Annotated in this window: 28 protein-coding genes; 20 read left to right on the top strand and 8 right to left on the bottom strand. The window is 61.9% G+C overall.

The annotated features are described in order from the left end of the window. Nucleotides 1-181: 181 nt before the first annotated feature. The 6 genes from oxlT to HMPREF9696_RS10590 all read left to right on the top strand — a co-directional run bounded on the left by oxlT (nucleotide 182) and on the right by HMPREF9696_RS10590 (nucleotide 6845). Nucleotides 182-1474 carry an oxalate/formate MFS antiporter gene (oxlT, locus tag HMPREF9696_RS10615; RefSeq protein WP_002713000.1) on the top strand — a complete coding sequence of 431 codons (1293 nt, stop codon included), beginning with the start codon at nucleotides 182-184 and terminating at the stop codon, nucleotides 1472-1474. 208 nt (nucleotides 1475-1682) lie between these two features. Then, nucleotides 1683-2885 carry an ADP-forming succinate--CoA ligase subunit beta gene (sucC, locus tag HMPREF9696_RS10610; RefSeq protein ID WP_002712999.1) on the top strand — a complete coding sequence of 401 codons (1203 nt, stop codon included), beginning with the start codon at nucleotides 1683-1685 and terminating at the stop codon, nucleotides 2883-2885. Next, nucleotides 2885-3769 carry a succinate--CoA ligase subunit alpha gene (sucD, locus tag HMPREF9696_RS10605; protein ID WP_002712998.1) on the top strand — a complete coding sequence of 295 codons (885 nt, stop codon included), beginning with the start codon at nucleotides 2885-2887 and terminating at the stop codon, nucleotides 3767-3769. Before sucC ends, sucD begins: the two co-directional genes overlap by 1 nt. 575 nt (nucleotides 3770-4344) lie before the next feature. Beyond that, nucleotides 4345-4791: a CBS domain-containing protein gene (locus HMPREF9696_RS10600; RefSeq protein ID WP_002712997.1), complete on the top strand. Its 447-nt coding sequence runs from the start codon at nucleotides 4345-4347 to the stop codon at nucleotides 4789-4791. 89 nt (nucleotides 4792-4880) lie between these two features. Then, nucleotides 4881-5855, top strand: coding sequence for a 2-dehydropantoate 2-reductase (locus HMPREF9696_RS10595; RefSeq protein ID WP_002712996.1), 975 nt, complete (start codon nucleotides 4881-4883; stop codon nucleotides 5853-5855). Between the two features lie 216 nt (nucleotides 5856-6071). Then, the gene (locus tag HMPREF9696_RS10590) at nucleotides 6072-6845 is read left to right on the top strand and encodes a fumarylacetoacetate hydrolase family protein (RefSeq protein ID WP_002712995.1); all 774 of its coding nucleotides are present in this window, start codon (nucleotides 6072-6074) and stop codon (nucleotides 6843-6845) included. 3 nt (nucleotides 6846-6848) lie between these two features. On the opposite strand, the gene HMPREF9696_RS10585 is transcribed toward HMPREF9696_RS10590, so the two are convergent. Next, nucleotides 6849-7484 (bottom strand): hypothetical protein, encoded by a 636-nt coding sequence (locus HMPREF9696_RS10585; protein WP_157170081.1) that lies wholly within the window; start codon nucleotides 7482-7484, stop codon nucleotides 6849-6851. Nucleotides 7485-7825: 341 nt separating this feature from the next. Between HMPREF9696_RS10585 and HMPREF9696_RS10580 the strand changes: the two genes are divergently transcribed. Genes HMPREF9696_RS10580 through HMPREF9696_RS10570 form a run of 3 tightly spaced genes read left to right on the top strand, consistent with a single transcriptional unit; the run spans nucleotide 7826 to nucleotide 8857 of the window. After that, nucleotides 7826-8089, top strand: a complete 264-nt coding sequence (locus HMPREF9696_RS10580; RefSeq protein WP_002712993.1) for a hypothetical protein — start codon at nucleotides 7826-7828, stop codon at nucleotides 8087-8089. A gap of 10 nt (nucleotides 8090-8099) precedes the next feature. Further along, the gene (locus tag HMPREF9696_RS10575) at nucleotides 8100-8576 is read left to right on the top strand and encodes a glutathione peroxidase (RefSeq protein ID WP_002712992.1); all 477 of its coding nucleotides are present in this window, start codon (nucleotides 8100-8102) and stop codon (nucleotides 8574-8576) included. Nucleotides 8577-8617: 41 nt separating this feature from the next. Further along, entirely contained in the window at nucleotides 8618-8857 is a 240-nt protein-coding gene (locus HMPREF9696_RS10570; protein WP_002712991.1) for a DUF3297 family protein, read from the top strand. A 6-nt stretch (nucleotides 8858-8863) separates the two neighbouring features. Here the strand turns inward: HMPREF9696_RS10570 and HMPREF9696_RS10565 are convergent, their stop codons facing one another. The 3 genes from HMPREF9696_RS10565 to HMPREF9696_RS10560 all read right to left on the bottom strand — a co-directional run bounded on the left by HMPREF9696_RS10565 (nucleotide 8864) and on the right by HMPREF9696_RS10560 (nucleotide 11334). Further along, nucleotides 8864-10849: an O-linked N-acetylglucosamine transferase, SPINDLY family protein gene (locus HMPREF9696_RS10565; protein ID WP_002712990.1), complete on the bottom strand. Its 1986-nt coding sequence runs from the start codon at nucleotides 10847-10849 to the stop codon at nucleotides 8864-8866. Nucleotides 10850-10883: 34 nt separating this feature from the next. Continuing rightward, on the bottom strand, nucleotides 10884-11018 hold the full coding sequence (locus HMPREF9696_RS22135) for a hypothetical protein (protein WP_002712989.1): 135 nt from the start codon (nucleotides 11016-11018) through the stop codon (nucleotides 10884-10886). 64 nt (nucleotides 11019-11082) lie between these two features. Further along, on the bottom strand, nucleotides 11083-11334 hold the full coding sequence (locus tag HMPREF9696_RS10560; protein ID WP_002712988.1) for a DUF2188 domain-containing protein: 252 nt from the start codon (nucleotides 11332-11334) through the stop codon (nucleotides 11083-11085). A gap of 173 nt (nucleotides 11335-11507) precedes the next feature. On the opposite strand from HMPREF9696_RS10560, the gene HMPREF9696_RS10555 reads away from it, so the two are divergent. Continuing rightward, nucleotides 11508-13082, top strand: coding sequence for an adenylate/guanylate cyclase domain-containing protein (locus tag HMPREF9696_RS10555; protein WP_002712987.1), 1575 nt, complete (start codon nucleotides 11508-11510; stop codon nucleotides 13080-13082). 52 nt (nucleotides 13083-13134) lie between these two features. Here the strand turns inward: HMPREF9696_RS10555 and HMPREF9696_RS10550 are convergent, their stop codons facing one another. Next, on the bottom strand, nucleotides 13135-14034 hold the full coding sequence (locus HMPREF9696_RS10550) for a dihydrodipicolinate synthase family protein (protein WP_002712986.1): 900 nt from the start codon (nucleotides 14032-14034) through the stop codon (nucleotides 13135-13137). Between the two features lie 313 nt (nucleotides 14035-14347). Between HMPREF9696_RS10550 and HMPREF9696_RS10545 the strand changes: the two genes are divergently transcribed. The 6 genes from HMPREF9696_RS10545 (at nucleotide 14348) to HMPREF9696_RS10520 (ending at nucleotide 18369) form a co-directional block, all read left to right on the top strand. Next, on the top strand, nucleotides 14348-14683 hold the full coding sequence (locus tag HMPREF9696_RS10545; protein WP_002712985.1) for a hypothetical protein: 336 nt from the start codon (nucleotides 14348-14350) through the stop codon (nucleotides 14681-14683). A 163-nt stretch (nucleotides 14684-14846) separates the two neighbouring features. Beyond that, entirely contained in the window at nucleotides 14847-15194 is a 348-nt protein-coding gene (locus HMPREF9696_RS10540) for a GIY-YIG nuclease family protein (RefSeq protein ID WP_002712984.1), read from the top strand. Further along, the gene (lhpI, locus tag HMPREF9696_RS10535; protein ID WP_002712983.1) at nucleotides 15191-16150 is read left to right on the top strand and encodes a bifunctional Delta(1)-pyrroline-2-carboxylate/Delta(1)-piperideine-2-carboxylate reductase; all 960 of its coding nucleotides are present in this window, start codon (nucleotides 15191-15193) and stop codon (nucleotides 16148-16150) included. Before HMPREF9696_RS10540 ends, lhpI begins: the two co-directional genes overlap by 4 nt. Nucleotides 16151-16386: 236 nt before the next feature. Then, nucleotides 16387-17319, top strand: a complete 933-nt coding sequence (locus HMPREF9696_RS10530; protein WP_002712982.1) for an SMP-30/gluconolactonase/LRE family protein — start codon at nucleotides 16387-16389, stop codon at nucleotides 17317-17319. A 153-nt stretch (nucleotides 17320-17472) separates the two neighbouring features. After that, nucleotides 17473-18066, top strand: a complete 594-nt coding sequence (locus tag HMPREF9696_RS10525) for a GNAT family N-acetyltransferase (protein WP_002712981.1) — start codon at nucleotides 17473-17475, stop codon at nucleotides 18064-18066. A 114-nt stretch (nucleotides 18067-18180) separates the two neighbouring features. Beyond that, complete coding sequence (locus HMPREF9696_RS10520) at nucleotides 18181-18369, top strand: hypothetical protein (RefSeq protein ID WP_002712980.1); 189 nt, start codon at nucleotides 18181-18183, stop codon at nucleotides 18367-18369. 161 nt (nucleotides 18370-18530) lie between these two features. Here HMPREF9696_RS10520 and HMPREF9696_RS10515 read toward each other — a convergent pair whose 3' ends face one another. Both HMPREF9696_RS10515 and HMPREF9696_RS10510 read right to left on the bottom strand, forming a co-directional pair. Further along, a complete protein-coding gene (locus tag HMPREF9696_RS10515; RefSeq protein WP_002712979.1) occupies nucleotides 18531-19373 on the bottom strand; it encodes an AAA family ATPase in 843 nt (280 codons plus the stop codon). A 124-nt stretch (nucleotides 19374-19497) separates the two neighbouring features. Then, nucleotides 19498-19752 (bottom strand): GlsB/YeaQ/YmgE family stress response membrane protein, encoded by a 255-nt coding sequence (locus tag HMPREF9696_RS10510; protein ID WP_002712978.1) that lies wholly within the window; start codon nucleotides 19750-19752, stop codon nucleotides 19498-19500. 288 nt (nucleotides 19753-20040) lie between these two features. Here HMPREF9696_RS10510 and HMPREF9696_RS10505 point away from each other — a divergent pair, with 288 nt between their 5' ends. Then, nucleotides 20041-21216: a vWA domain-containing protein gene (locus HMPREF9696_RS10505; RefSeq protein WP_002712977.1), complete on the top strand. Its 1176-nt coding sequence runs from the start codon at nucleotides 20041-20043 to the stop codon at nucleotides 21214-21216. A 129-nt stretch (nucleotides 21217-21345) separates the two neighbouring features. Here HMPREF9696_RS10505 and HMPREF9696_RS10500 read toward each other — a convergent pair whose 3' ends face one another. After that, a complete protein-coding gene (locus HMPREF9696_RS10500; protein WP_002712976.1) occupies nucleotides 21346-21633 on the bottom strand; it encodes a GIY-YIG nuclease family protein in 288 nt (95 codons plus the stop codon). Nucleotides 21634-21833: 200 nt separating this feature from the next. Here HMPREF9696_RS10500 and HMPREF9696_RS10495 point away from each other — a divergent pair, with 200 nt between their 5' ends. The 3 genes from HMPREF9696_RS10495 to sseA are packed head-to-tail and all read left to right on the top strand — an operon-like array spanning nucleotide 21834 to nucleotide 24186. After that, the gene (locus HMPREF9696_RS10495; RefSeq protein ID WP_002712975.1) at nucleotides 21834-22256 is read left to right on the top strand and encodes a rhodanese-like domain-containing protein; all 423 of its coding nucleotides are present in this window, start codon (nucleotides 21834-21836) and stop codon (nucleotides 22254-22256) included. 24 nt (nucleotides 22257-22280) lie between these two features. Next, nucleotides 22281-23288, top strand: a complete 1008-nt coding sequence (locus tag HMPREF9696_RS10490) for an NADP-dependent oxidoreductase (RefSeq protein WP_002712974.1) — start codon at nucleotides 22281-22283, stop codon at nucleotides 23286-23288. Between the two features lie 46 nt (nucleotides 23289-23334). After that, nucleotides 23335-24186: a 3-mercaptopyruvate sulfurtransferase gene (sseA, locus tag HMPREF9696_RS10485; RefSeq protein WP_002712973.1), complete on the top strand. Its 852-nt coding sequence runs from the start codon at nucleotides 23335-23337 to the stop codon at nucleotides 24184-24186. Nucleotides 24187-24188: the final 2 nt, after the last annotated feature.

Below are 24188 nucleotides of genomic sequence, written 5' to 3'. Positions count from 1 at the left end.
TATTGAAAGGCTCCGGCTTTTGCTGGAGCCTTTTTAGTTTGTGAATTGCATGCGGCAAGCGCATAGCTAAAAAGTCGCAGGTTCCTTCGATTACCTCTTGCAATCTGGCATATCATATACCAGCCTTCGCGCCGGTAGCGCTTGTCGACATCAAACAGAACAGAGCGCGCTCGGAGGAACTATGACGGATACGGTGCATACAGCAGCCCCGGCGGCTGCACGTGTCAGCGACACCTATCGCTGGCTTCAACTTGCGATCGGCGTCGGCGCCATGGTGATGATCGCGAACTATCAATACGGATGGACGTTCTTCGTCCCCGACATTCAGAAAAAATTCGGATGGGATCGCGCGTCGATCCAGTGGGCGTTCACCCTTTTCGTCCTGTTCGAGACGTGGCTCGTGCCGGTCGAAGGCTGGTTCGTCGACAAGTACGGCCCGCGCATTGTTGTGCTGGTCGGTGGCGTGCTGTGCGCGGTGGGCTGGATCGTCAACGCGCATGCGACGTCGCTTCATGGTTTCTATCTCGGTATGATCATCGCGGGCATCGGCGCCGGTGGCGTCTATGGCACCTGCGTCGGCAACGCGCTGAAGTGGTTTCCCGACAAGCGCGGTCTTGCCGCGGGCATCACCGCGGCAGGATTCGGCGCCGGTTCCGCGCTGACGGTTGCTCCCATTCAGGCGATGATCAAGAATGACGGCTTCCAGACCACCTTTCTCTATTTCGGTCTGGGGCAGGGCATCATTATCGTGATCCTCGCGTTTCTGATGTTCGCGCCGAAGGCGGGGCAGGTGCCGGCTGCCGTGCAGAACGCCAACGTGATCCAGAGCCGCCGCAACTTCGCGCCGACGGAAGTGCTGCGTCAGCCTATTTTCTGGCTGATGTATTTCATGTTCGTCATCGTCGGCGCCGGTGGCCTGATGGTGACGGCCAACCTCAAGCCGATCGGTGTTGACTGGAAGGTTGACGCCACGCCGGTGACGCTGATGGGCCTGACGCTGACCGCCGTGACGTTCGCGGCGACCATCGACCGCGTGCTGAACGGACTGACGCGCCCGTTCTTCGGCTGGATCTCGGACATGATCGGCCGCGAGAACACAATGTTCATCGCGTTCGGCATGGAAGGCGTCGGCATCTACATGCTCTACTTGTGGGGTCACGATCCGCTCTGGTTCGTGCTGCTCTCGGGCTTCGTGTTCTTTGCCTGGGGTGAAATCTATTCGCTCTTCCCCTCGACCTGCACGGACACGTTCGGCTCGAAGTTCGCAACCACCAATGCCGGCTTGCTCTACACCGCGAAGGGAACAGCGGCGTTGCTGGTTCCGGTGGCGAACTACATGCAGCAGAGTTCGGGCACATGGGACATGGTCTTCATCGTGGCGGCCGGCGCGAACATTCTGGCGTCGCTGCTTGCGATCCTTGTGCTGAAGCCGTGGCGCAAGGCCGTGGTCGCCAGGTCGCAACAGGCGGTTTGATGAAGACCTAGCGGTCTGGTTCAAGCTGCGAGGATCAAGAATGAAAACGCGCCCGTCTCCGGATCGGCGCGTTTTTCTTTTCCGCCCGATTGACACGGGTGGAACGAGCAGGCAATCTCTGGTATACAAAATACAAAGCAATGCTTTTGACCTCAAAGCCCTGAAAAACAGAACATTTCCTGACTTCGTTCATGACGGGAGGACTGCAATGAATATCCACGAATATCAGGGCAAGGCGGTCCTGAAGAATTTCGGAGTGATGGTATCGGCAGGCGCGCCGGCCTTCACCGTTGAAGAAGCCGTCGCCGCCGCGAAGTCGCTGCCGGGGCCGGTCTATGTGGTGAAATCGCAGATCCATGCCGGCGGCCGTGGCAAGGGCAAGTTCAAGGAGTTGCCGGCGGATGCAAGGGGGGGCGTGCGTCTTGCGAAGTCGGTCGATGAAGTTGCTGCCTTCGCCAAGGAAATGCTGGGGCGGACGCTGGTGACGGTGCAGACCGGGCCCGCGGGCAAGCAGGTCAATCGGCTCTACATCGAGGATGGCTCCGACATCGAGAAGGAATTCTATCTGTCGATGCTGGTCGATCGCGAGACCTCGCGCATCGCCTATGTGGTGTCGACCGAAGGCGGCATGGACATCGAAAAGGTGGCGCATGACACGCCGGAGAAGATCGTGACCTTCTCGGTCGATCCGGCGACCGGCGTGATGGCGCATCACGGGCGGCATGTCGCGCAGGCGCTCGGTCTCACCGGCGATCTCGCCAGGCAAGCTTCGATCCTGACGGCGCAGCTCTACAACGCATTCGTCACCACCGACATGGCGATGCTGGAAATCAATCCGCTCGTCGTGACGAAGCAGGGCGAGCTGCGTTGCCTCGATGCCAAGATCAATTTCGATTCAAACGCTCTGTATCGTCATCCGGACATCGTGAAGCTGCGCGATCTCACCGAAGAGGACGAGAAGGAAATCGAGGCCTCGAAGTATGACCTGAACTACATCGCGCTCGAAGGCACCATCGGTTGCATGGTCAATGGCGCAGGCCTTGCGATGGCGACCATGGACATCATCAAGCTCTACGGCGCGACGCCGGCGAACTTCCTCGATGTCGGCGGTGGCGCGACCAAGGAGAAGGTCGCCGCAGCCTTCAAGATCATCACGTCCGATCCGAATGTGAAGGGCATTCTGGTCAACATCTTCGGCGGCATCATGCGTTGTGATGTCGTGGCGGAAGGCGTGGTGGCCGCGGTGCGTGAAGTCGGTCTTGGCGTGCCGCTGGTGGTGCGTCTCGAAGGCACCAATGTCGAACTCGGCAAGAAGGTGATCGCCGAGTCCGGCCTGAATGTCGTTGCCGCTGACGATCTCGACGACGCTGCGCAGAAAATCGTTCGCGCCACACGGAAGGAAGCTGCGTAATGTCCATTCTCATCGACAGCAACACCAAGGTCATTTGTCAGGGTTTTACCGGGAAAAACGGCACCTTTCACTCCGAGCAGGCGGCGCTGTACGGCACGCAAATGGTCGGGGGCACATCGCCCGGCAAGGGCGGCTCCACCCACCTCGGCCTGCCGGTGTTCGATACGGTGGCGGAGGCGCGTGAGGCGACCGGCGCCGATGCAACCGTGATCTATGTTCCGCCCCCGGGCGCGGCGGACGCGATCTGCGAGGCGATTGATGCCGAACTGCCGCTAATCGTCTGCATCACCGAAGGCATTCCGGTTGCCGACATGGTCCGCGTCAAGCGCGCGCTGGAAGGATCGAACTCGCGCCTGATCGGGCCGAATTGCCCCGGCGTGATGACGGCGGGTGAATGCAAGATAGGAATCATGCCCGGCAACATTTTCAAGAAAGGCAATGTCGGGATCGTCTCGCGCTCCGGCACGCTGACCTATGAGGCGGTGTATCAAACGTCCGCCGAAGGTCTCGGGCAGACAACCGCCGTCGGCATCGGCGGCGATCCGGTCAAGGGCACCGATTTCATCTCCATGCTCGAACTGTTCCTTGCCGATCCTGACACCCGATCGATTGTGATGATCGGCGAGATCGGCGGCTCCTCGGAAGAAGAGGCGGCACAGTTCATCAAGGATGAAGCCAGGCGCGGACGCAAGAAGCCGATGGTCGGGTTCATCGCAGGCCGCACGGCACCTCCGGGCCGCCGCATGGGCCACGCCGGCGCGATCATCTCGGGCGGGAAGGGCGATGCTGAATCCAAGATTGCCGCGATGGAGGCGGCGGGCATTCGTGTTTCGCCGTCGCCTGCGCGGCTCGGCAAGACGCTGGTGGATGTGCTGAAGGGGTAAATGATCTGCACGTCATTCCGGACAGTCCGCGCTGCGGACTGATCCGGAATCCAGAAGAGTCCATTGGATGCCACGTCTGGATTCCGGGTTCGCTCCCAACTGCTCGCGCCCCGGAATGATGAGTGCATTGTGTCGTTATGCCCGGGCCTGTCCCGGGCATTTGTTTTTCGCTTCGTCATTGCAAGGAGCATCGCGTCACCCACGCTCATTCGCGCGAAATGATCTGGATTGCTTCGCTTCGCTCGCGATGACGGGTTAGCGAGGAAATCCGAGGCCGTCTCAACACCTTATTGGCTGATCACGATGGTCCGTCGCCCCATAAGGCAAAACGGCGGCAAACTTTTCCGCAAAGGGCGAAGCGGTGACCGCATCGCGGCGGGCATTTCCACCGCTCAGGGCAGGGGCAAGGGCGGCCAAAGGCGAGCTCGCCGCCTGTGGCATACCTCGCGAAATAGGAATACGATCCAATTGACTCTTGGCATAATGTATACCAATATTCGGGTGTCGCGAGGATGATCATCCTTGCATGGCTCCACCCCGGGAGGAGATCCCGGCCCCGCCCAGAGGAGGTTGTGATGAGAGTCGGAGACATCCTGAACAGGAAGAACACCCGTATCGCCACCGTCCGCATGAACGAGACGGTCGCGACCGCCGCGCGGCTGCTTCGCGACGAGAACATCAGCGCGCTTGTGGTGAAGGACGTGTGCCGCACCGAGGGCAATGTCGCGGTGGGCATGTTCACCGAGCGCGATGTGGTCCGCGCCGTCGCCGAACACGGCGCAGCCGGACTGAGCATGAAAGTTTCGGCGCTGATCTCCGTGCAGAAGCTGGTCTCGTGCCATTCGACCGATCTGCTCGACTATGTACGCGAACTGATGCACGATCATCACATTCGCCATCTGCCGGTGATCGACGACCACACGCTGGTCGGCGTCATCAGCATGCGGGACATCAATGCCTCGCCGACGTTCGGCCTTGGGGCGCAGCCCGCAGCGCGGCCCGCCGAATTCGCGTTCGTTTGACGGTTCTCCCTGCAGGGCGCGATCGCATGCACTCCCCGGTCATGTGAAAGCGCCCTGCTTTTTTTGTTCGTTCAGTCCTGGGGGAAGCGATGAAGATCTGCATCTACGGTGCGGGCGCGATCGGCGGCTATCTCGGTGTGCAGCTTGCATTGGCAGGCGCAGACGTCAGCCTGGTGGCGCGAGGCGCGCATCTGGCGGCGATGAAAGCCGATGGTTTGAAGCTCCTGATTGATGGCGAGGAGCGCGTGGCCTATCCGCGCTGCACCGACAATCCCGCAGAACTTGGCGTACAGGATGTCGTCATCATCTGTCTCAAGGCGCATTCCATCGCCGGTGTGATCGATGCGATGCAGCCGCTGCTGGGGCCAAAGACGCGCATCGTCACCGCCGTCAACGGGATTCCCTACTGGTACTTCTACAAGCACGGCAACGCTTGCGAGGGCGCGAGGCTGGAGAGCATCGACCCCGGCGGGCGCCAGTGGAAAGAACTCGGCCCCGAGCGCGCCATCGGCTGCGTGGTTTATCCCGCCACCGAGATCGAGGCGCCGGGTGTTATCCGGCATATCTACGGTGACCGCTTTCCGCTCGGCGAGCCGTCCGGCGAGATCACCGAAGACGTGCAGGCGCTGTCAGCGCTGTTCGAGAAGGCCGGGCTCAAGGCGCCGGTGCTGGAGAACATCCGCGACGAAATCTGGCTGAAGCTGTGGGGCAATGTCTCCTTCAATCCGATCAGCGCGCTCACCCATGCAACGCTCGATGTGTTGTGCAGCGATCCGGGCACGCGCGCGGTGACACGCTCGATGATGGTCGAGGCGCAGCAGATCGCGGAAACCTTTGGCGTCAAATTCCGCGTCGATGTGGACCGCCGCATTGAAGGCGGCCGCAAGGTCGGCGCGCACAAGACCTCGATGTTGCAGGATCTCGAGCGCGGCCGGCCGATGGAAATCGACCCGCTGGTCACCGTGGTCCAGGAAATGGGCAAGCTGACGAAGATGCCGACCCCGAGCATCGACACCGTGCTGGCGCTGGTGGTGCAGCGGGCGAATGTCGCGGGGCTTTATTGAATGGTGAAGCGTAAGCACTGACTCTCTTCGGGTCGTCCCGGCGAAGGCCGGGACCCATACTCCCTGAGCTTTCGTCAAATCTAGACCATCGAGAAGAGCAGCTTTTGCGACATTGCGAGCCGAACTGAATTGAGTGGTTATGGGTCCCGGCCTTCGCCGGGACGACCAGTGATGAGCGCATATGCTCGCAATGGTATCTAGTCTGGAGCTTCAATCGTGACAAACTGGATTCGCTTTCGCCATCGGGATCAGACCGGTTTCGGCACCCTGTCGGGGCAGGAGATCGTCGTCCATCATGGCGACATGTTCGACGCACCGAAGGCCAACGGGACAACGCTGGCTCTGTCGGAGGTCGAACTGCTCGCGCCCTGCGTGCCGAGCAAGATCATTGCGCTATGGAATAACTTTCACGCGCTTGCGGCGAAGCTAGACAAGCCCGAGCCGCCGGAGCCGCTTTATCTTCTGAAAGCGCCGACCACGGCGGCCTCGCCGAATGCCGTGGTGCAGAAGCCCGCCTGGTATGACGGCAAGGTGGTCTATGAGGGCGAACTGGCCATCGTGATCGGCAAGACCTGCCGCGCGGTGTCCGTTGCGGAAGCCGATGATTTCGTCCTCGGCTATACCTGCGTCAACGACATCACCGCGGCGGACATTCTCAACAAGGATCCGACCTTTCCGCAATGGGCGCGCGCCAAGGGCTTTGACGATTTCTGCCCGTTCGGTCCGGTGATCGTCACCGATGTCGATCCCTCGACGCTCACCGTGCGCACCATCCTCAACGGCGCAGAGCGGCAGTCGTACAAGATTTCCGACATGATTTTCTCGGCGCAGGAACTGGTCAGCAGGATTTCGCATGACATGACGCTGCTGCCCGGCGACATCATCGCCTGCGGCACGTCGCTCGGCGTCGGCGTGATGAAGGAGCCGGTGAACACGATCACGGTAGCCATCGACGGGGTCGGTGAACTGACCAATGAGTTCCGGAATTAAGGTTTACCGCGAATTCTCGGGCTCGTTCTTCGTCATCTTCGTGCCGGTGAGTTCGGCGAAGGCGGGGCCGAGCCCTGTCATGCGCACGAGCAGCGCAAGATCGTTCTTCTGCGTGCCGTTGAGCTGCGAATAGAACGCGCGGGTCGCGGTTTTCAGCCGTGTGATGGCGCCGCTTTCGGTGTCGAACGAATCGTCGCGATCCTTCTTCATCCGCTTCTGATAGTCCTCGATCTGCAGCGTAACCTCGCGCATCGCGCTCTCCACCGGCTGCCAGTATTTCTGCTGGGATGGGGTGAGGTTCAGCCGTTTCTTGATTCCGGCAAGCTGGCTCTCGTTGAGGAACAGCCGCGACGGCTTTTCGGATCGCGCGGCCTGCTGGCGCGGCAGCGTCACAGGCGCAGTGAGCCAGGCGCGCGCGGTTTCCATCATATCGTTCGGAACGGCGGGCTGCTCGGTCTGCGCCGGAGCCGGCGCCGCGACGATACGGTCCTGCTTCATCATGGTGTTGGAGATCGGATAGCGCGCATTCAGCGTCGGCTCATCCGGGGTAAGCGAGGCGGACGCGCTCTGGAAAAACAACTGGTCGCCGATCAGCCAGCCGCCGGCGGCGGCGAGGATGCCCGCGCCGCTGATCAACACGATATATGCCGTCCGGATCGCCACGTATGAATTCGCGATGTTTGCCAGTGTCAGAAAGCGGCCAGTTTGGCCTAAAATGTTGAACAATTGTGGCTTTCCGAGGCTCCATTTCCTGCGGCCATGGCCGCTTCATCGTCAATAGCGGGTAAATCGGCGTCGCCGCGCGGCGGGACGACATGCAGCACATGATTCAGGACATGATTCAAGACACGGCTGCGGGGATCGGCTAAAGGGACCGCTGCAGCGATGCGGACGGCGGCGTTCGGGATGGAGTCTTTCAGGTTCCGCCCGATGCAATCCGAGGGCACGCCTCCGACAACATCCCATTCCGGAGACCGACAATGACCGACAAGCCGCCGGGCCAGAAAAGCGACGGCAAGACCGTTCCACAATATGAGATCGACGGCCGCGCCGCGCGCGCCAACATGGAGAAGCTGCGTGCGCTGCGGCTGGCGAAGGAAGCCGCCGAGGCCGCTTCCGCTCCGCCGAAGCCCGCGAAAAAGGCTGGCGGAAAGCGGACCGCTGCCGCGAAACAGGAAAAGGCTGCGCCGGCGAAACTGTCCGACTGGCTGGCCGATCAGCGCAAGGGCGGTTTCCGCACCTGAGGGAGATGCCGTGACCACGGTTTACGATTTTGCGGCGGCGAGGCTGGACGGCGCGGAGCAGCCGCTGAAAGACTATCAGGGGCAGGTGCTGCTGATCGTCAACACCGCGAGCGCCTGCGGCTTCACGCCTCAATACGCACAGCTCGAGGAGCTGCAGCGTAAATTCGGCCCGCGCGGTTTTTCCGTGCTCGGCTTTCCCTGCAACCAGTTCGGCGGACAGGAGCCGGGCAGTGCGCAGGAGATCGCAGCGTTCTGCTCAACGAAGTATGACGTGACCTTTCCGATGTTCGCCAAGATCGACGTCAACGGCCCCGGCGCGCTGCCGCTGTTCGATCATCTGAAGAAAGAGAAGACGGGGCTGCTCGGCTCGTCGATCAAATGGAATTTCACGAAATTCCTGACCGATCGCGCAGGCAAGGTGGTCGGGCGCTATGCCTCCACCGTGTCGCCGAATGCGCTGGCCCGCGATATTGAAAAGCTCCTGTAAACAGGGCATCTCTCGAAGCCAAACCGAATCAGGATTCCACGATGAGCGAACTGCCAGACCGCCTCTCCACCGACCCGCGCAGCCCGTACTACAACGCGGAGGTTCTGTCGCGCGATGTTGGCATCCGCTTCAAGGGCGCCGAGAAGACCAATGTCGAGGAGTATTGCGTCAGCGAAGGCTGGATTCGTGTCGCGGTGGGTTCGTCGAAGGACCGTTTCGGAAATCCCGTGACCATGAAGCTCACCGGTCCGGTCGAGCCGTATTTCCGGGACGAGAAGTAAGGCCGGCTAGATTTCGCTCACCACAATATGCTCCGGCTTCTGTCCCGCTTTGCGGCGCGCATGCATGGCGGCATAGGCCTGTTCCAGATGCCGCGTGAAGCGTTCGGTGTCGAACAGCGGCGTGGTCAGGCGATTGGCGGCAAGTTTTTCCCGCAAGGCGTTCAGCCGCTCCGGCTGCGTGGCGAGTTCGACGGCGAGCCGCTCGTAATCGTCCTGCGATGACGTGACCAGTTCAGGCAATGCCACGTTCAAAAGCAGGCTTGCGGCGACGCGGCCCGCGAACGTGCCGCCAGTGCAGGTGAGTACCGGAAGCCTGGCCCACAGTGCGTCGCTCGCCGTGGTGTGCGCATTGTAGGGCAGGGTGTCGAGAAACAGATCGGCGCAGCGGTGCCGCGCCAGATGGTCCTCGGGCGGGACGCGCTCGGCGAACACCAGCCGCGAAGGATCGACGCCATGCACGCCGGCTTCCTTCCTCAGGTTGGCGCTGGCGAGCGGATTGTCCTCGATCAGCCACAGCACGCTGCCCGGCACGCGCTCAAGGATGCGCATCCAGCCCGCGAAGGTCTGCGGCGTGATCTTGTAGTTGTTGTTGAAACAGCAGAACACGAAACCGTCCTGCGGCAGGCCAAGCTCGGTGCGGGTGAAGGCGCGATCCGAAATCGCGCGCCTGTTGTCATTGGCCTGATAGCTGTGCGGCAGATGCACGACCTTCTCGGTGAAGAAGGCGCGCTGTGCATCCGGGATCACGATCGGATCGGCGACGATGTAGTCCACATAGGGCGCGCCGAGCGTTCCCGGAAATCCCAGATAGTTGACCTGAACCGGGGCCGGGCGCTGCGCGAACACGCCGTTGCGGTCCTCGCCGAAATAGCCGTTGAGGTTGACCAGGATATCGATGCCGCTGTCGCGGATCGCCTGCGCCGCCTGCGCATCGTTGAGGCCGCGAATGGGCGTGATGCGGTGGACCGCCGCCGCGATCCGTTTGCGGGTGTCGCTGCCGTCGTCCCAGCCGTTGTCGAACGCATGAATCTCGAACGTGCCGCGATCATGCTGCTCCAGCACGCCAGCCAGAAGAAACGCAGTCGCCTGCGCACGGAAGTCGCCGGAGACATAGCCGATGCGGATGGTGTCGCCGTTGTTCGGCCGCGCCGGCGGCAGGCCGCGATGGTTCGGCGGAAACATCGCCGCGCTGTAGATTTCGGCGCATTGCTGCAGGCTGCGATCCGATGTGGCGACGCCCTGCCAGCCGAACGGTTCGGCGGAGGGCTTGCCGGCGGCGATGTCGGTTTCGATCTCGGCAATCAGGTCTGCGATGCCGGACCAGTCGCAGGCCAGCATGCGCTGGTGCAGAACAATGCCCTTGAGGAACGGATAATCCGGATTGATCTTGCGCGCGGCGTCGTAGGCCGCCACCGACTCGTCATGCCGCTTGAGCTTGTGCAGGCAGAGACCGGCTCCGGTCCAGCTTTCCAGAAAATTCGGCGTCAGCGCCAGCGCGCGCCGATAGGCCGCGAGCGCCTCCTCATGACGGGCGAGGCCGAACAGCGCATTGCCCCGGTTGTGATGCGCCAGCGCGTAGTTCGGCTGCAGCGCAAGCGCCCGGTCGAAATCCGCCAGCGCGGATTGATGGTCCTTGAGATCGTTGAAGGCCGATCCGCGATTGTTCAGCGTCTCGGCATCGTCTGAATTGATCGCAAGCGCCCGCGTGAACTGGGCGATGGCCTCGCCCGCGCGGCCCAGCGCCTTCAGCGCCAGCCCGTGATTGTACAGCGCGGCCTGCGCGTTCGGATTGAGTTTCACGGCGGCGCGCAGGAAGCGTTCGGCTTCGTCGTGCTTGCCGCTGCCGACCAGAATGGCGCCGAGGATGCTCAGGGCCAGCGGATGATCGGAGGTCCGGCGCAGCAGCCGGCGCAGCGCTTTCTCCGCTTCATGCGTCCGCCCGGCCTGCAGGAACGAGATGGCTTCGCTGAAAATGACGTCGGTTGTGGCCACTGTCGGTCTCGCTGAAACGGCACGGGCCGGCGTTTTAGGGGGTGACGATGTAATACCCGCCGACGACGAGGATCACGGCAAGCAGCGCAATAACGCCGAGGACGGCGGCGATGATCGCGCCGAGGCCATGCGAGTTCAGCCAGTTTTGAAGTGCCCTGCCAAGGTTCATGGCGATCTTCTAAAACAGTTTTCGCCACGAGGGAAACCGGGAGATGGCAAAAAACGCCGCAGGGTTACCGGGCTTTTTTGTCCACGACCTCGGTGGATGGCCGGTCCGTGCCCCGCGCGGTCTCCTCGCGCCAGTTGCCCTGGCCGTCCTCGAACTGGATGACCTCGGTCCGGCCGGGAACGCGCTGTTCCGCAGCGGCACGGGTGGCGGCGGCATGGGCCGCTTCGCGGGTGGGGAAGGTCTCCGAAAACACGCCGTTGAACTTGTAGGCCCAACCGCCATCGTGCTCGACCACTTCGTAAACGACCTTGACCATGTTTCCACCTCAGTTTCGCGGCGCTTGATCTATCTTACGTGTTGCCTCGGATGGCCCATTTCAACACCCATGATGGTGTCCCGTTCCTCCGGCAGTCAAGTTTGATGCCGGCGTCATTGGTTTGTGAAAGCCACCGCATTAGAATGACATGACAACCGCGGGACAATAAACGCATGAACAAGACGACTCCCGACAATCTCCGCTCGCGTGGCATCCTGACCGGCTTTCTGATCGCCCTGCTGCTGGCCTTGCTTCCAGTGGCGGTGTGGCTCGATCTGACGAACCTTGGGGAAGCCGCGCTGCGCCGGCAGGCCACCGACCTCAACTCGCTGGTGAGCAGCGTCCGCAGCTATTACGCCAGCAATGTCGTGGGCCGCATCCTGTCGCATTCCGGCCAGACCCAGGTGGTCCATAACTACGAGACCATTCCGGGCGCGGTGCCGATCCCGGCGACGCTGTCGCTCGAACTCGGCAAGGTGATCAGCGAGCAGCAGCAGAATATCATTTATCGCTTCGTGTCGGACTATCCGTTCAAGAACCGCTCGGCCCACCAGCTCGATTCATTCGAGGTGGCAGCGCTGGCGAGCCTGCGCGCCAATCCCGACCAGAAGATCGAGGATTCCTCGCATTCGCTTTTCAGCGACCGCGTACGCCTTGTGGCGCCGATCATCATGGGCGCGGCCTGCGTCAGTTGCCATAACACGCATCCGGAAAGCCCGAAGCGGGACTGGAAGGTGGGCGATGTGCGCGGCATTCAGGAGGTCATCATCGCGCAGCCGATCGCCGCCAACATTTTCTCGTTCAAGTACCTGCTGGCCTATTTCGCGCTGACCGCGATCTGCGGAATCTCATTCCTTGCCATGCAGCGGAGGCAGTCGCTGCAGATCATGGGGATGAACAAGGAACTGGAAACCAACAACGACTTCCTCGCCACGCTGTCGATGAAAATCTCGCGCTATATCTCGCCGCAGATCTACAAGAGCATTTTCAGCGGACAGAAGGACGTCACCATCCAGACCGAGCGCAAGAAGCTGACGATCTTCTTCTCGGACATCCAGAACTTCACCGCCACCACCGAGCGGCTGCAGCCCGAACTCATCACCCAGTTGCTCAACGAGTATTTCACCGAAATGTCCGCCATCGCGCTCAAGCATGGCGGCACCATCGACAAGTTCGTCGGCGACGCGATGCTGATTTTCTTCGGCGATCCGGAAACCAGGGGCGAGCGGCTGGATGCGCAGGCCTGCCTGCGCATGGCGTGGGAGATGCAGCGCCGCCTGCTGGAATTGAATGCGAAATGGCGCGCCGAAGGCGTCGAACAGCCGTTCAAGGCGCGGATCGGCATCAATTCCGGCTATTGCAATGTCGGCAATTTCGGCAGCGCCGACCGCATGGACTATACGATCATCGGCGCGGAGGCGAACCTCGCCGCGCGCCTGCAATCCATCGCCGAGCCGGGCCGCATCGTCATCAGCTACGAGACCTTCGCGCTGGTCAGCGACGTGATCTCGGCGCATCCGCTGCCGCCGATCACCATGAAGGGCATCAGCCGCGAGGTGATCCCTTACGCCGTGGACAGCCTGCTCGATGCCGCAGCAGAGAAGGGCGACATCGTGGTCGAGCGCGCGGCCGGGCTGGATTTCTATCTAGATCCCTCGCTGATCGACGAAAAGGAAGCCGCGCGCATTCGCGGTATTCTGGCCGACGCGCTGGCGGCGCTGGAGAAGCGGAAGGGGGCGGGGGCTTGAGATCCCGCCCCACCGCTCTCCCCGCAAGGGCGGGGCGAGGGACCAGATCGCGCTACCCTAAATCCTGCAGAACGCCTTCGACCACCTTGCGTTCGTCGGCGGTGAGCGGGGTTTGCGGTGCGACCGGATCGCCGACGTCATAGCCCTGCAATTGCAGCCCTGCCTTGATGCACGCCGCGAGATTGAACCGCGCAAACACTTCGTTGATCCGCCAGAGCTTGCGCTGAAGCGTCATCGCCTCGCTCCATTGGCCCGCCTTGCACAGTTCGTAAAGCTGCACGCTCTGGCGCGGGACGATGCAGGCCGGTCCTGCCATCCATCCCTTGCCGCCGATCATCATCACCGCAGCGGGAATATGCGCCGAGGCCGCGAACACATCGAGCTTGTCGCCGCAGCGGTTCCTGATCGACAGCAGGCGGCCGGTGTTGTTCGAGGCATCCTTGATGGCGACGATGCGCGGATGCTCCGCAAGGCGCGCGATCACATCCAGAGTAAGGTCGGAACGCTGAAAGTTCGGATTGGTGTAGATCACCACCGGAATATCGACGGCGTCCGCAATGGCGCGGAAATAGGCCTCCACCTGCGCGTCCTTCACCGGAAAATACGCTTCCATCACCGCGAGAATGCCGTCCGCGCCGAGCGCCTGATAGCTTTTTGCCTGCGCGACCGCATCCGCCGTCGAGGTCGACGCGACACCGGCGATGACGGGAACGCGCTTCGCGGTGGCCTCGATGGTCGCCGTCACCACCGCTGTGCGCTGCGCGGCGCCGAGATAGGCGAATTCGCCGGTGGAGCCGAGCGGCGTCAGCCCGTGAACGCCGGCCTTGATCAGGTCGTCGCAGAGTCTGCCCAGCACATCGGTCTTGATCCGGCCGTCGGCTGTCGTCGGCGAGACAAGATAGGGAAACACACCGTGCAGGTCTTGAGTCACGTCTGCGGACTGCGGGCTCATGGGACTTCGTTCTCTTTGGCTCTCGGCGGATGGCGGCGTTAACGATTGATGCTCTGTTTTCGGTGTTTCGCGCGATCCGCGCAACCCTCGCCTTGCATGATCTGGATGCGCCGCGCTCATGCGACACAAGATGTCGGTGCGGGAATCGGAGGCCATGGTATGAATCGCTGATTCGGGCGCGTTTCGTTCCACCCGCGTTCCAGGTGTTAAGATCGCGCAAGGTTTTGGCGGCTCCGGCCGTCACGTTATGAGACAGTTTGCGCGCACCGCGCGGAAATGCGCACGATGCGGCGGTGTTTCGGGGAGAGCGGACATGATGAGATTGCTGGTGGGCGCTGTGCTTTTTGCCGTGGCGGCGCATTCGGCGGCGGCGCAGGACGTGCCCGGCATCGAAATCTGCACGGCCGAGAAAACCATGGAGCGTCGCACCGGCTGCCTGCAGAGCAATGTCAACTTCCTCAAAAGCTCGCTGACCAAGGCCTCGCTCGAGCATCAGCAGAAGATCGACGCCGCGAACCGGCAGATCGACGCGCTCAAAGCGGCGGTGACCGGCTTGCAGGCCACCGTCGCGCAGTTGCAGGGACAGGTGCAGGCGATGGGCAAACCGAATGGTGCGGCGAAGGTGCCAGCCGCTCCGGCTGCGAAGTGAGACGCGGAGTTTCCATACATGCGATGTCGTCCCCGCGAAGGCGGGGACCCATACTCCCTGTCATTGTGTTTACTGGCTGTCTTTGCAAGCTCTCGCTGAACATAACCGTTAGGGGTTATGGGTCCCCGCCTTCGCGGGGACGACGTGTTGAGAATTTCTCGCGATGGTCATGACGCAGCCGTCGCCGAGATATCGCTTGGCAAAAGCCAAAGGCGCAGCGAAGGCAAAGAAACGCACGCCCAAAGCCAAACCTGCCGCGTTCGTTTACGTGCTCGGCAGTTTTCACAAGGGCCGCTACATTTCTTATGTCGGCTGGACCAACGACGTGATGCAGCGGCTGGCGAAGCATAACAACGGCACCGGCGCGCGCTCGACCCGCGGCCGGGTCTGGACGCTGCTGCACACCGAGCCGTTCAGGACGCGCAATGAAGCCATGAGCCGCGAATGGCATCTCAAGCGCGACCGCGCCTTCCGCAAGAAACTGATGGACAAGGTGAGGGCAAAGCCATGAACACGACCCCGTCGCCCATCATCATCGACGCGGCGCAGACCCGCGCCAGCCTGCCGTTCGGCCGGCTGATCGCGGCGCTGCGTGAGGCATTCACTGCAGGCGCGGATGTGCCGCTGCGGCATCATCACTTCATGGTGCAGCCGGACGGCTCGACCGCCACCATCCTCATCATGCCGGCATGGCAGCGCGCGTTCATCGGGATCAAGATCGTCACGATCTTTCCCGAGAACGGCAGACGCGCGCTGCCGGGCCTGTTTTCCAGTTATCTGCTCTGCGACGGCGAGACCGGCCAGCATATCGCGCTGATCGACGGCAACGAGATCACCTCGCGGCGCACGGCCGCCATCGGCGCGCTGGGCGCGGATTTTCTTGCCCGCAAGGAGTCGCGCAGGCTGCTGATCTGCGGCTCCGGGCGCATCGCGAGCCTGCTCGCCGATGCGTTTGCCGCCGTGCGGCCGATCGAGACGGTCGCGGTGTGGAATGTCAATGAGGCGGGCGCGGCGCGCCTGGTGTTTGATCTGCGGGCGAGGGGCATCGACGCCCATGTGGCGCACAATCTGGAGCGCGCGGTAGGCGAGGCAGACATCGTGAGCTGTGCGACGCTGGCCGCAAAGCCGGTCATCAAGGGGGCGTGGCTGAAGCCGGGCACGCATCTCGACCTGATCGGCAGCTTCACGCCGTTCATGCGCGAGGCCGATGACGAGACGTTCCGGCGCGGGCATGTCTGGCTCGACACCTACGATGCGCTGAAGGAAAGCGGCGAGCTGCTCGATCCGATCCGCGATGGGGTCATCACTGCGGGCGACATTCGCGGTTCGCTGGCCGAACTGTGCAGCGGCGAGCGCAAGGCCCGCACCAGCGACAGCGAGATCACCGTGTTCAAGGCGGTGGGCAACGCGCTGTCCGACATCGCGGCGGCGGGACTGGTGTATCGGGATTTTTCTGCGAAGGGCTGAGTTTCACCTCTCCCCGCGAGCGGGGAGAGAGCAAGCCGCGCCTGGAGTTCGACAACCCGGCCCTGCATCCCCGCACTGGTCATCGCCTGATCCGCGCGATAGGTTTTGCGCAAATCCTCATCCTGAGGAGCGGCCCCGTTGGCCGCGTCTCGAAGGATGAGGCAACAAACCTCATGGTTCGAGACGCGCGAAGACGCGCTCCTCACCATGAGGACAGAAAATTTCGGGAGGTCTTCATGTCGAATATCCGCGTCATCGCAACCGGTCTTGAATTTCCAGAAGGGCCGGTGGTGATGCCCGACGGTTCGGTGGTGCTGGTGGAAATCCGCCGCCAGACCCTGACGCGGGTTTATCCCGATGGGCGCAAGGAGATCGTCGCGAAGATTCCCGGCGGGCCGAACGGCGCGGCGCTCGGGCCGGACGGCAAGATGTACATCTGCAACAACGGCGGCTTCTCGTGGGCGCCGGGGCCGCGCGGCAACATCATGCCCGGCGGACCGAAGCCGTCGGAATATATCGGCGGCTCGCTGCAGCGGGTGGACCTTGCGACCGGCAAGATCGAGACGTTGTTCACGCACTGCGGCGACCGTCCGCTCAAGGGGCCCAATGATCTTGTTTTCGACAAGGACGGCGGCATCTGGTTCACCGATCTCGGCAAGCGCCGCGCGCACGATCTCGATGTCGGCGCGGTCTACTACATGAAGAAGGGCGCCACTGAACTGGTGGAAGCCGTGCCGCACATGCTGCCCGCCAACGGCATCGGCCTGTCGCCGGATGAAAAGACCGTCTATGTCGCCGAGACGCCCACCGCGCGGCTGTGGGCGTTCGCTGTGGGATCGACCGGCCAGGTCGTGCCGGGCGAGCCGATCTATCGCGGCGAAATGGGCAAGCCGATTTCAGGTCTCGGCGGCTATCAAATGTATGACTCGCTGGCGGTGGAAGCCTCGGGCAATGTCTGCGTCGCCACGCTGATCTCGGGCTGCATTTCGGTGATCGCGCCGGACGGCAAACTGGTGGAGCAGGTGCCGACCGGTGACAACGTCACCACCAACATCGCGTTCGGCGGGCCTGAACTGAAAACCGCCTACATCACGCTGTCCGGCAAGGGCGAACTGATTGCGATGGACTGGCCGCGCGGCGGCCTGCCGCTGAATTTCTTGAATAAGTGACTCTTAACCTCTCCCCGTTCTTACGGGGAGAGGTCGACCGCAACGCGGTCGGGTGAGGGGCACTTCTCGCATGAAGGAAATGCCCCTCACCCCAACCCTCTCCCCGCGAGCGGGGAGAGGGAGCAGACCATCTTCCTTGCAAAGGACGACCACATGACCTTTCTCTCGCCCGTCACGCTCGAAGGCCCTCACGCGCGGCTCGAGCCGCTGTCGCGCGATCACAACGATGGCCTTGTGGAGGCGGTAAAGGACGGCGAGTTGTGGAAGCTCTGGTACACTTTCATTCCGCGCGCCGAAAACATGGATCAGGAAATCGACCGCCGCCTCGGCCTGCAGGCGGCGGGCGCGATGCTGCCGTTCACGGTGAAGGATGCTGATGGAAAAATCGCCGGCATGACGACCTATATGAACGTCGATGCCGCCAACAGGCGCGTCGAGATCGGCTCGACCTGGTATGCGCAGCGGGTCCAGCGCACGCCGCTCAACACCCAGTGCAAGCTGCTGCTGCTGACCCATGCGTTCGAAAAGCTGAACTGCATCGCGGTGGAATTCCGCACGCATTTCTTCAACCACCAGTCGCGGCGCGGGATCGAGCGGCTGGGCGCCAAACTCGACGGCATTCTGCGCAGCCATCAGGTCGCGCCGAACGGCACGCTGCGCGACACCGTGGTCTACAGCATCATCGCGTCCGAATGGCCGACGGTGAAGGCGCATCTGACCTATCAACTGCACGAGAAGGCGCGATAGCCGCCGCCGATTCCTGTTCCCGAATTAACTTGCATCGGCGGTATTAAGGTTTAAACGCGGCTGTCGTTGCGTGCACAAAGCAGGCGACTATCGTTTCAGCGCGGACAATTGCCCATGTCCGTGAACCACAAGACGGGATCGTCGGACGGCATACTGCGTCCGGCGATCCTTGCCCGTGAGGCCGCCATGTTCGAGGCAGTTTCCGTTCTTGCCCTGGTTTTCGTCGCCGGGTTCGGCCTTGGCTACGGTGTGCGGTCCCAACTCGTCCTGATGCGCAGGGCGAAGTCGCGCCGGCCGGAATAGCACCCCGCGACGTTGCCCCCGCGAAAGCGGGGACCCATAACCACAGTAGCTGATGTTATCGCTGAGGGTTGCGCCAACCGTGTTTGGTTGTTGCGATTGATTTGATGATTCAGGGAGTATGGGTCCCCGCTTTCGCGGGGACGACCGGTTGGGAGACCGCGTTAGACTTCGCGGCGGCTCAGGAAAGCGAGACGCTCGAACAGGTGCACGTCCTGTTCGTTCTTGAGCAGCGCGCCGTGCAGCGGCGGAATCAGCTTGCGCGGGTCGCGCTCGCGGAGTTGCTCCACGGTCATTTCCTCGTTGAGCAGCAGCTTGAGCCAGTCCAGCAGTTCCGATGTTGAAGGCTTCTTCTTCAGACCCGGCACTTCGCGCACCTCGAAGAAGATCTTCATCGCTTCCTGAACCAGCCGCTTCTTGATGTCCGGGAAGTGGACTTCGACGATCTCGCTCATGGTGTCGATGTCCGGGAACTTGATGTAGTGGAAGAAGCAGCGGCGCAGGAACGCGTCCGGCAGTTCCTTCTCGTTGTTCGAGGTGATCATGATGATCGGGCGCTGCTTCGCCTTGATCGTCTCGCCGGTCTCGTAGACATGGAATTCCATGCGGTCGAGCTCGAGCAACAGGTCGTTCGGGAATTCGATGTCCGCCTTGTCGATTTCGTCGATCAGAAGGACCGGGCGTTTCTCGCTGGTGAAAGCATCCCACAGCTTGCCGCGCTTGATGTAGTTGGAAATGTCCGAGACGCGCGGATCGCCAAGCTGGCTGTCACGCAGGCGCGAGACCGCGTCATATTCGTACAGGCCCTGCTGCGCCTTGGTGGTGGACTTGATGTGCCAGGTCAAAAGCGGCGCATCGAGCGCGCGGGCGACTTCCTCGGCCAGCACGGTCTTACCGGTGCCGGGTTCGCCCTTCACCAGCAGCGGGCGTTCGAGCACGATCGCTGCGTTGACCGCGACCTTGAGGTCATCGGTGGCGACATAGTTCTTGGTACCGGTAAATTTCATCGACGTTTGCCTTGGTGAGTTTGTCCGAGTTCGTTTGTTCTGTTTCGCGTTGCTGCGCGGGAAAATCTCTTTAAGCAAGAAGCGACCGCTTTATCGGCGGCCGCTTCCAGAAACCCTTAAAAGGTCAAGCCCGCCGGATCAACGACAGGATGACCAGCACGATGATGCCGCCGATTGCGGCGTTGATGATGGCGCGAATGATGCCCGTGCCGAGATTGATGCCGAGTTGCGGCAGCAGCCAGCCGGCGACGACAGCGCCGACGATGCCGATGACGATGTTGCCGAGCAGTCCGAAGCCGCCGCCCTTGACGATCAGCCCGGCCAGCCAGCCTGCGATCGCGCCGACGATCAGCCAGACGATAATGGATTCAATGCCCATCAGCCAAACCCCCTGTTTAAAACGCAGTTATCTGCGTCCCGGTCAACGCCGCGAACCGTCCCGGCTGGAGCGGTCTGGATGGCGTCAAACAACAGTTTAAATGAAATGGCACACGGCGCTAGTTGGTGCTAGTGCTGTTTTTGAACGCAAGCCTGCCCTGCGGGGCGGTTTTCAGGCCGGGCGCGGGCAGACGGATGGCCCGCAGCCCTGTAGTTTCACTTCTCTACCCCGTCGGACAGGGCACAGCCCGCACTTGACGGGCGCGGCTGCGGAGGCGATCTAAATCCCATGTTCCTGCAATTCTTCACATCGCTGCGCGACGCGCAGGTTCCGGTCACGCTGCGCGAGTATCTGACGCTGATGGAGGCGCTCGACGCCAACCTCGCGGATCAGAGCGTGGAGCATTTCTATTACCTGTCGCGCGCCGCGCTGGTGAAGGACGAACGCAACCTCGACAAGTTCGACCGCGTGTTCGGCACCGTGTTCAAGGGGCTGGAAAGCCTGCTCGACGCCATGGAGAAGGCGGAGATTCCCGCCGAGTGGCTGCGCAAGGCGGCGGAGAAATATCTCACCGAGGAAGAGAAGAAGCAGATCGAGGCCATGGGCTGGGACAAGCTCATGGAGACGCTCAAGAAGCGCCTCGAAGAACAGAAGAAGCGCCATGAGGGCGGCAACAAGTGGATCGGCACCGGCGGCACGTCTCCCTTTGGGGCCGATGGCTACAATCCCGAAGGCATCCGCATCGGCCAGGAGAAGAACCGTAACTTCCGCGCCGTGAAGGTGTGGGACAAGCGCGAGTTCAAGGACCTCGACGGCAATGTCGAGCTTGGCATCCGCAACATCAAGGTGGCGCTGCGGCGCCTGCGCAAGTTCGCGCGTACCGGCGCGCCGGACGAACTCGATCTCGACACCACGATCAAGGAAACCGCCAACCACGGCTATCTCGACGTGCATATGCGCCCCGAGCGGCGCAACGCGGTGAAGGTGCTGATCTTCTTCGACATCGGCGGCTCCATGGACGGTCACATCAAGCAGGTCGAGGAACTGTTCTCGGCGGCGAAGACCGAGTTCAAGCACATGGAGTATTTCTACTTCCACAACTGCCTCTATGAAGGCGTGTGGAAGCAGAACAAGCGGCGCTTCTCCGATCGCACGCCGACCTGGGATATCCTGCACAAGTATCCGCACGACTATAAGGTCGTGTTCGTCGGCGATGCGTCGATGTCGCCTTACGAGATCATGGTGCCGGGCGGCTCGGTCGAGCACGTCAACGAGGAGCCGGGCTCGGTGTGGCTGGAGCGCGTGACGCGGACCTATCCGCACGCGGTCTGGCTCAATCCGGTCGCGCGCAAGCATTGGGATTACTCGGAGTCCACGACGATCATCCGCAAGCTCTTCGCCGAGCGCATGTTCCCGCTGACGCTGGAAGGCCTTGAAGGCGCGATGCGGGAATTGACAAGGTAGTCGCGAAGCCCAACGGGCTCTCCTGTCGTCATTGCGAGGAGCGTTAGCGACGAAGCAATCCATCTTCCTGTGTGGCTACAACGGATGGATTGTTTCGCTTCGCTCGGAATGACGAGTGGTCATCGAAACTCAGATCAGCGTATTGTAAAGATCATCCCAGTTAGGATTCAGCGCCTGAATGAGCTGGATTTTGTCGCTCCGGCTTCCCGCTTTGATCTGCTTTTCGCGGGCAATGGCTGCTTCCATCGTGCCGTGAGCTTCGTACCAGACCAGCAATTTGCAACCGTACTTCTTTGTGAAGCCGTCAATTAACCCTTCGCGATGTTCATGGGCGCGGCGGGGCAAGTCTGACGTTACACCCGTATATAGCGTTCCGTTCCTTTGATTTGTCATTATGTAAACGGCTGGCGATTTCACCGAAAACGTCCTGCGCTCAGATCATGTTCTGCGATAGAGTATCGTCGTTGCGAGCGAAGCGAAGCAATCCGTTCCGATTTTGTCGGCAGAAAAACTGGATTGCTTCGTCGCTGCGCTCCTCGCAATGACGGAGAGAGACGCTAGCTTTTAGCGCTGATTGGCGGCACATTGCAGCCAAGAGATTTCGCAAAGGACGCCCCATGCCCTCCACCATCACCCGCGGTTACAAGAAACTGCTCGACGAGGCCAATGCCCAGATCGAGACCATCAATGCGGCGGAAGCCGTCGAGCGTTTTCCCAAGGGCGGCGAGGGGCAGAGCGAAATCGTGATCGTCGACCTGCGCGATCCGCGCGAGATCGAGCGCGAGGGCCGCATTCCCGGCGCGTTTCATTGCCCGCGCGGCATGCTGGAATTCTGGATCGACCCGGAAAGCCCTTACGCCAAGCCGGTCTTTCAGGAAGACAGGAAGTTCGTATTCCAGTGCGCGTCGGGCTGGCGCTCCGCGCTCGCGGCCAAGACCGCGCAGGACATGGGCCTTGCCTCCGTGGCGCATCTCGGCGGCGGCTTCACCGCCTGGAAGGCCGCCGGCGGTCCGGTCGAGAAGGTCGAGCCGAAGAAGTAGGATCAACCTGAGCGAGGAATGCGAATGCTGGCCTACGTTCTTCATCGGTACGGGGCGGCGGATGGTGCGAAGCTGGAGGACGTGCCCGCGCCATCGCCCGCACCGCGCGACATTCTTGTCAAGGTTCGCGCCGCCGGATTGAATCCGGTCGATTTCAAATTCCGTGAGGGGAAACTTCGCGCGATCTACCGGCCGAGGCTGCCTTTCGTGCTCGGAAACGAACTGGCCGGCGAAGTCATCGCCGTGGGCCAGGATGTGAAATCGTTCCGTCCGGGCGATCGGGTCTATGCGCGTGTCGCGAAGGAAGGCGGCGGGGCGTTTGCCGAACAGGTCTGTGTCGATGAGGAATATGCGGCGCATATTCCGCCGGACATTGATTTCGTTACGGCCGCAGCCGTTCCGCTGGCGGGGTTGACCGCGCTGCAGGCGCTCCGCGAGGAGCTGAATATCAAGCCGGGGCAGAACGTCTTCATCTCCGGCGGCGCCGGCGGTGTCGGCACTTTCGCAATCCAGATTGCCAAATGGCTGGGCGCGCATGTGACGACGACGGCCTCGAAGCGAGGAGAAGCGCTGGTGCGCTCGCTCGGCTGCGATGATGTGATCGATTACACCTCGCAGGACATCACCGAAGCCGGGCGCAAATTCGATGCGGGATTCGATCTGATCGGCGGCGAGACGCTGGCGAAAATGTTCCGCATCATGAAGCCCGGCGCCAAGGTCGTTTCGGTCGGCGCGCTGCCGGAGCCTGAGACCGCGATGAAAGACCTCGGCGGCCGGCGCTTCCTTGCATTTCTGTTCTGGGTCATCAGCCGGAAAATCAGACAACAGGCGCACGATGCAAACGTGGCCTATCGCTATCTTTTCATGCATCCGAGCGGCGCCGAATTGTCCGAACTCGGCTCGCTGATCGAAAGCGGACAGCTCAAGGTTATCCTCGATCGCAAGTTTCCGTTTGCGCAGATTCCCGAGGCCCTCGCCTATCTCGAAAGCGGGCGCGCGAAGGGAAAAGTCGTTGTGTCGATGGATGCCTGATGCGCATCACAACCCGAAGTCTTATTCAGCAGGAAATAGCACCCGTATGACCACCGATCCTCTCGTTTCGACCGAATGGCTGGCCGCGCATCTGAACGATCCGCGCGTGAAAGTGCTCGACGCGACATTCAAGCTGCCCGGCGTGCTGCCATTGCCGAAGGATGACTATCTGGCGCAGCATATTCCGGGCGCCGTGTTCTTCGATGTGGACGCGGTGTCGGATCATTCAAACCCGCTGCCGCACATGTTTCCCTCCGCCGAGCAGTTCGGCCGGGACATCGGCGCGCTCGGCATTTCCAACGACGACACGGTCGTCGTCTATGATGCTGGCGGATGGGTCGCCGCGCCGCGCGCATGGTGGATGTTCCTGTCATTCGGCCAACCCAACGTGCGCGTGCTCGATGGCGGCCTGAAGAAATGGCTGGCCGAAGGCCGCGCGGTGGAAGGCGGCGAGGCAAAGCCCAAGCCCGCGACCTTCAAGGCGGCGTTCGATGCGAAGCGTGTGCGCAGCATGCACCAACTGATCGGAAACCTCGAAAGCAAGGCCGAGCAGGTGATTGATGCGCGCCCGGCTGCGCGATTTGAAGGCAGCGTGCCCGAGCCGCGTCCGGGTCTGCGCGGCGGACACATTCCGGGCGCGCGCAGCGTGCCCTATGCGGGGCTGTTCGATGCGGAAACCGGCGCAATGAAGCCATTGGCGGATCTGCGCGCGGCGTTCACCGGCGCAGGCGTCGATCTCGACAAGCCGATTGTGACGAGCTGCGGCTCGGGCGTGTCGGCGGGTGTGCTGACATTGGCGCTGTATCGTCTCGGCGTTGCGGACACCGCGCTCTATGACGGCTCATGGTCGGAATGGGGCGAGCAGGGCGGCCCGCCGGTCGCGACGGGAGCCGCGTAAGA

Origin of the sequence: Afipia clevelandensis ATCC 49720, assembly GCF_000336555.1 — a bacterium.
Classification (GTDB): Bacteria; Pseudomonadota; Alphaproteobacteria; order Rhizobiales; family Xanthobacteraceae; genus Afipia; species Afipia clevelandensis.
Note: the sequence above shows the minus strand (reverse complement) of the source record. Positions and strands in the feature narration are given on the sequence as shown.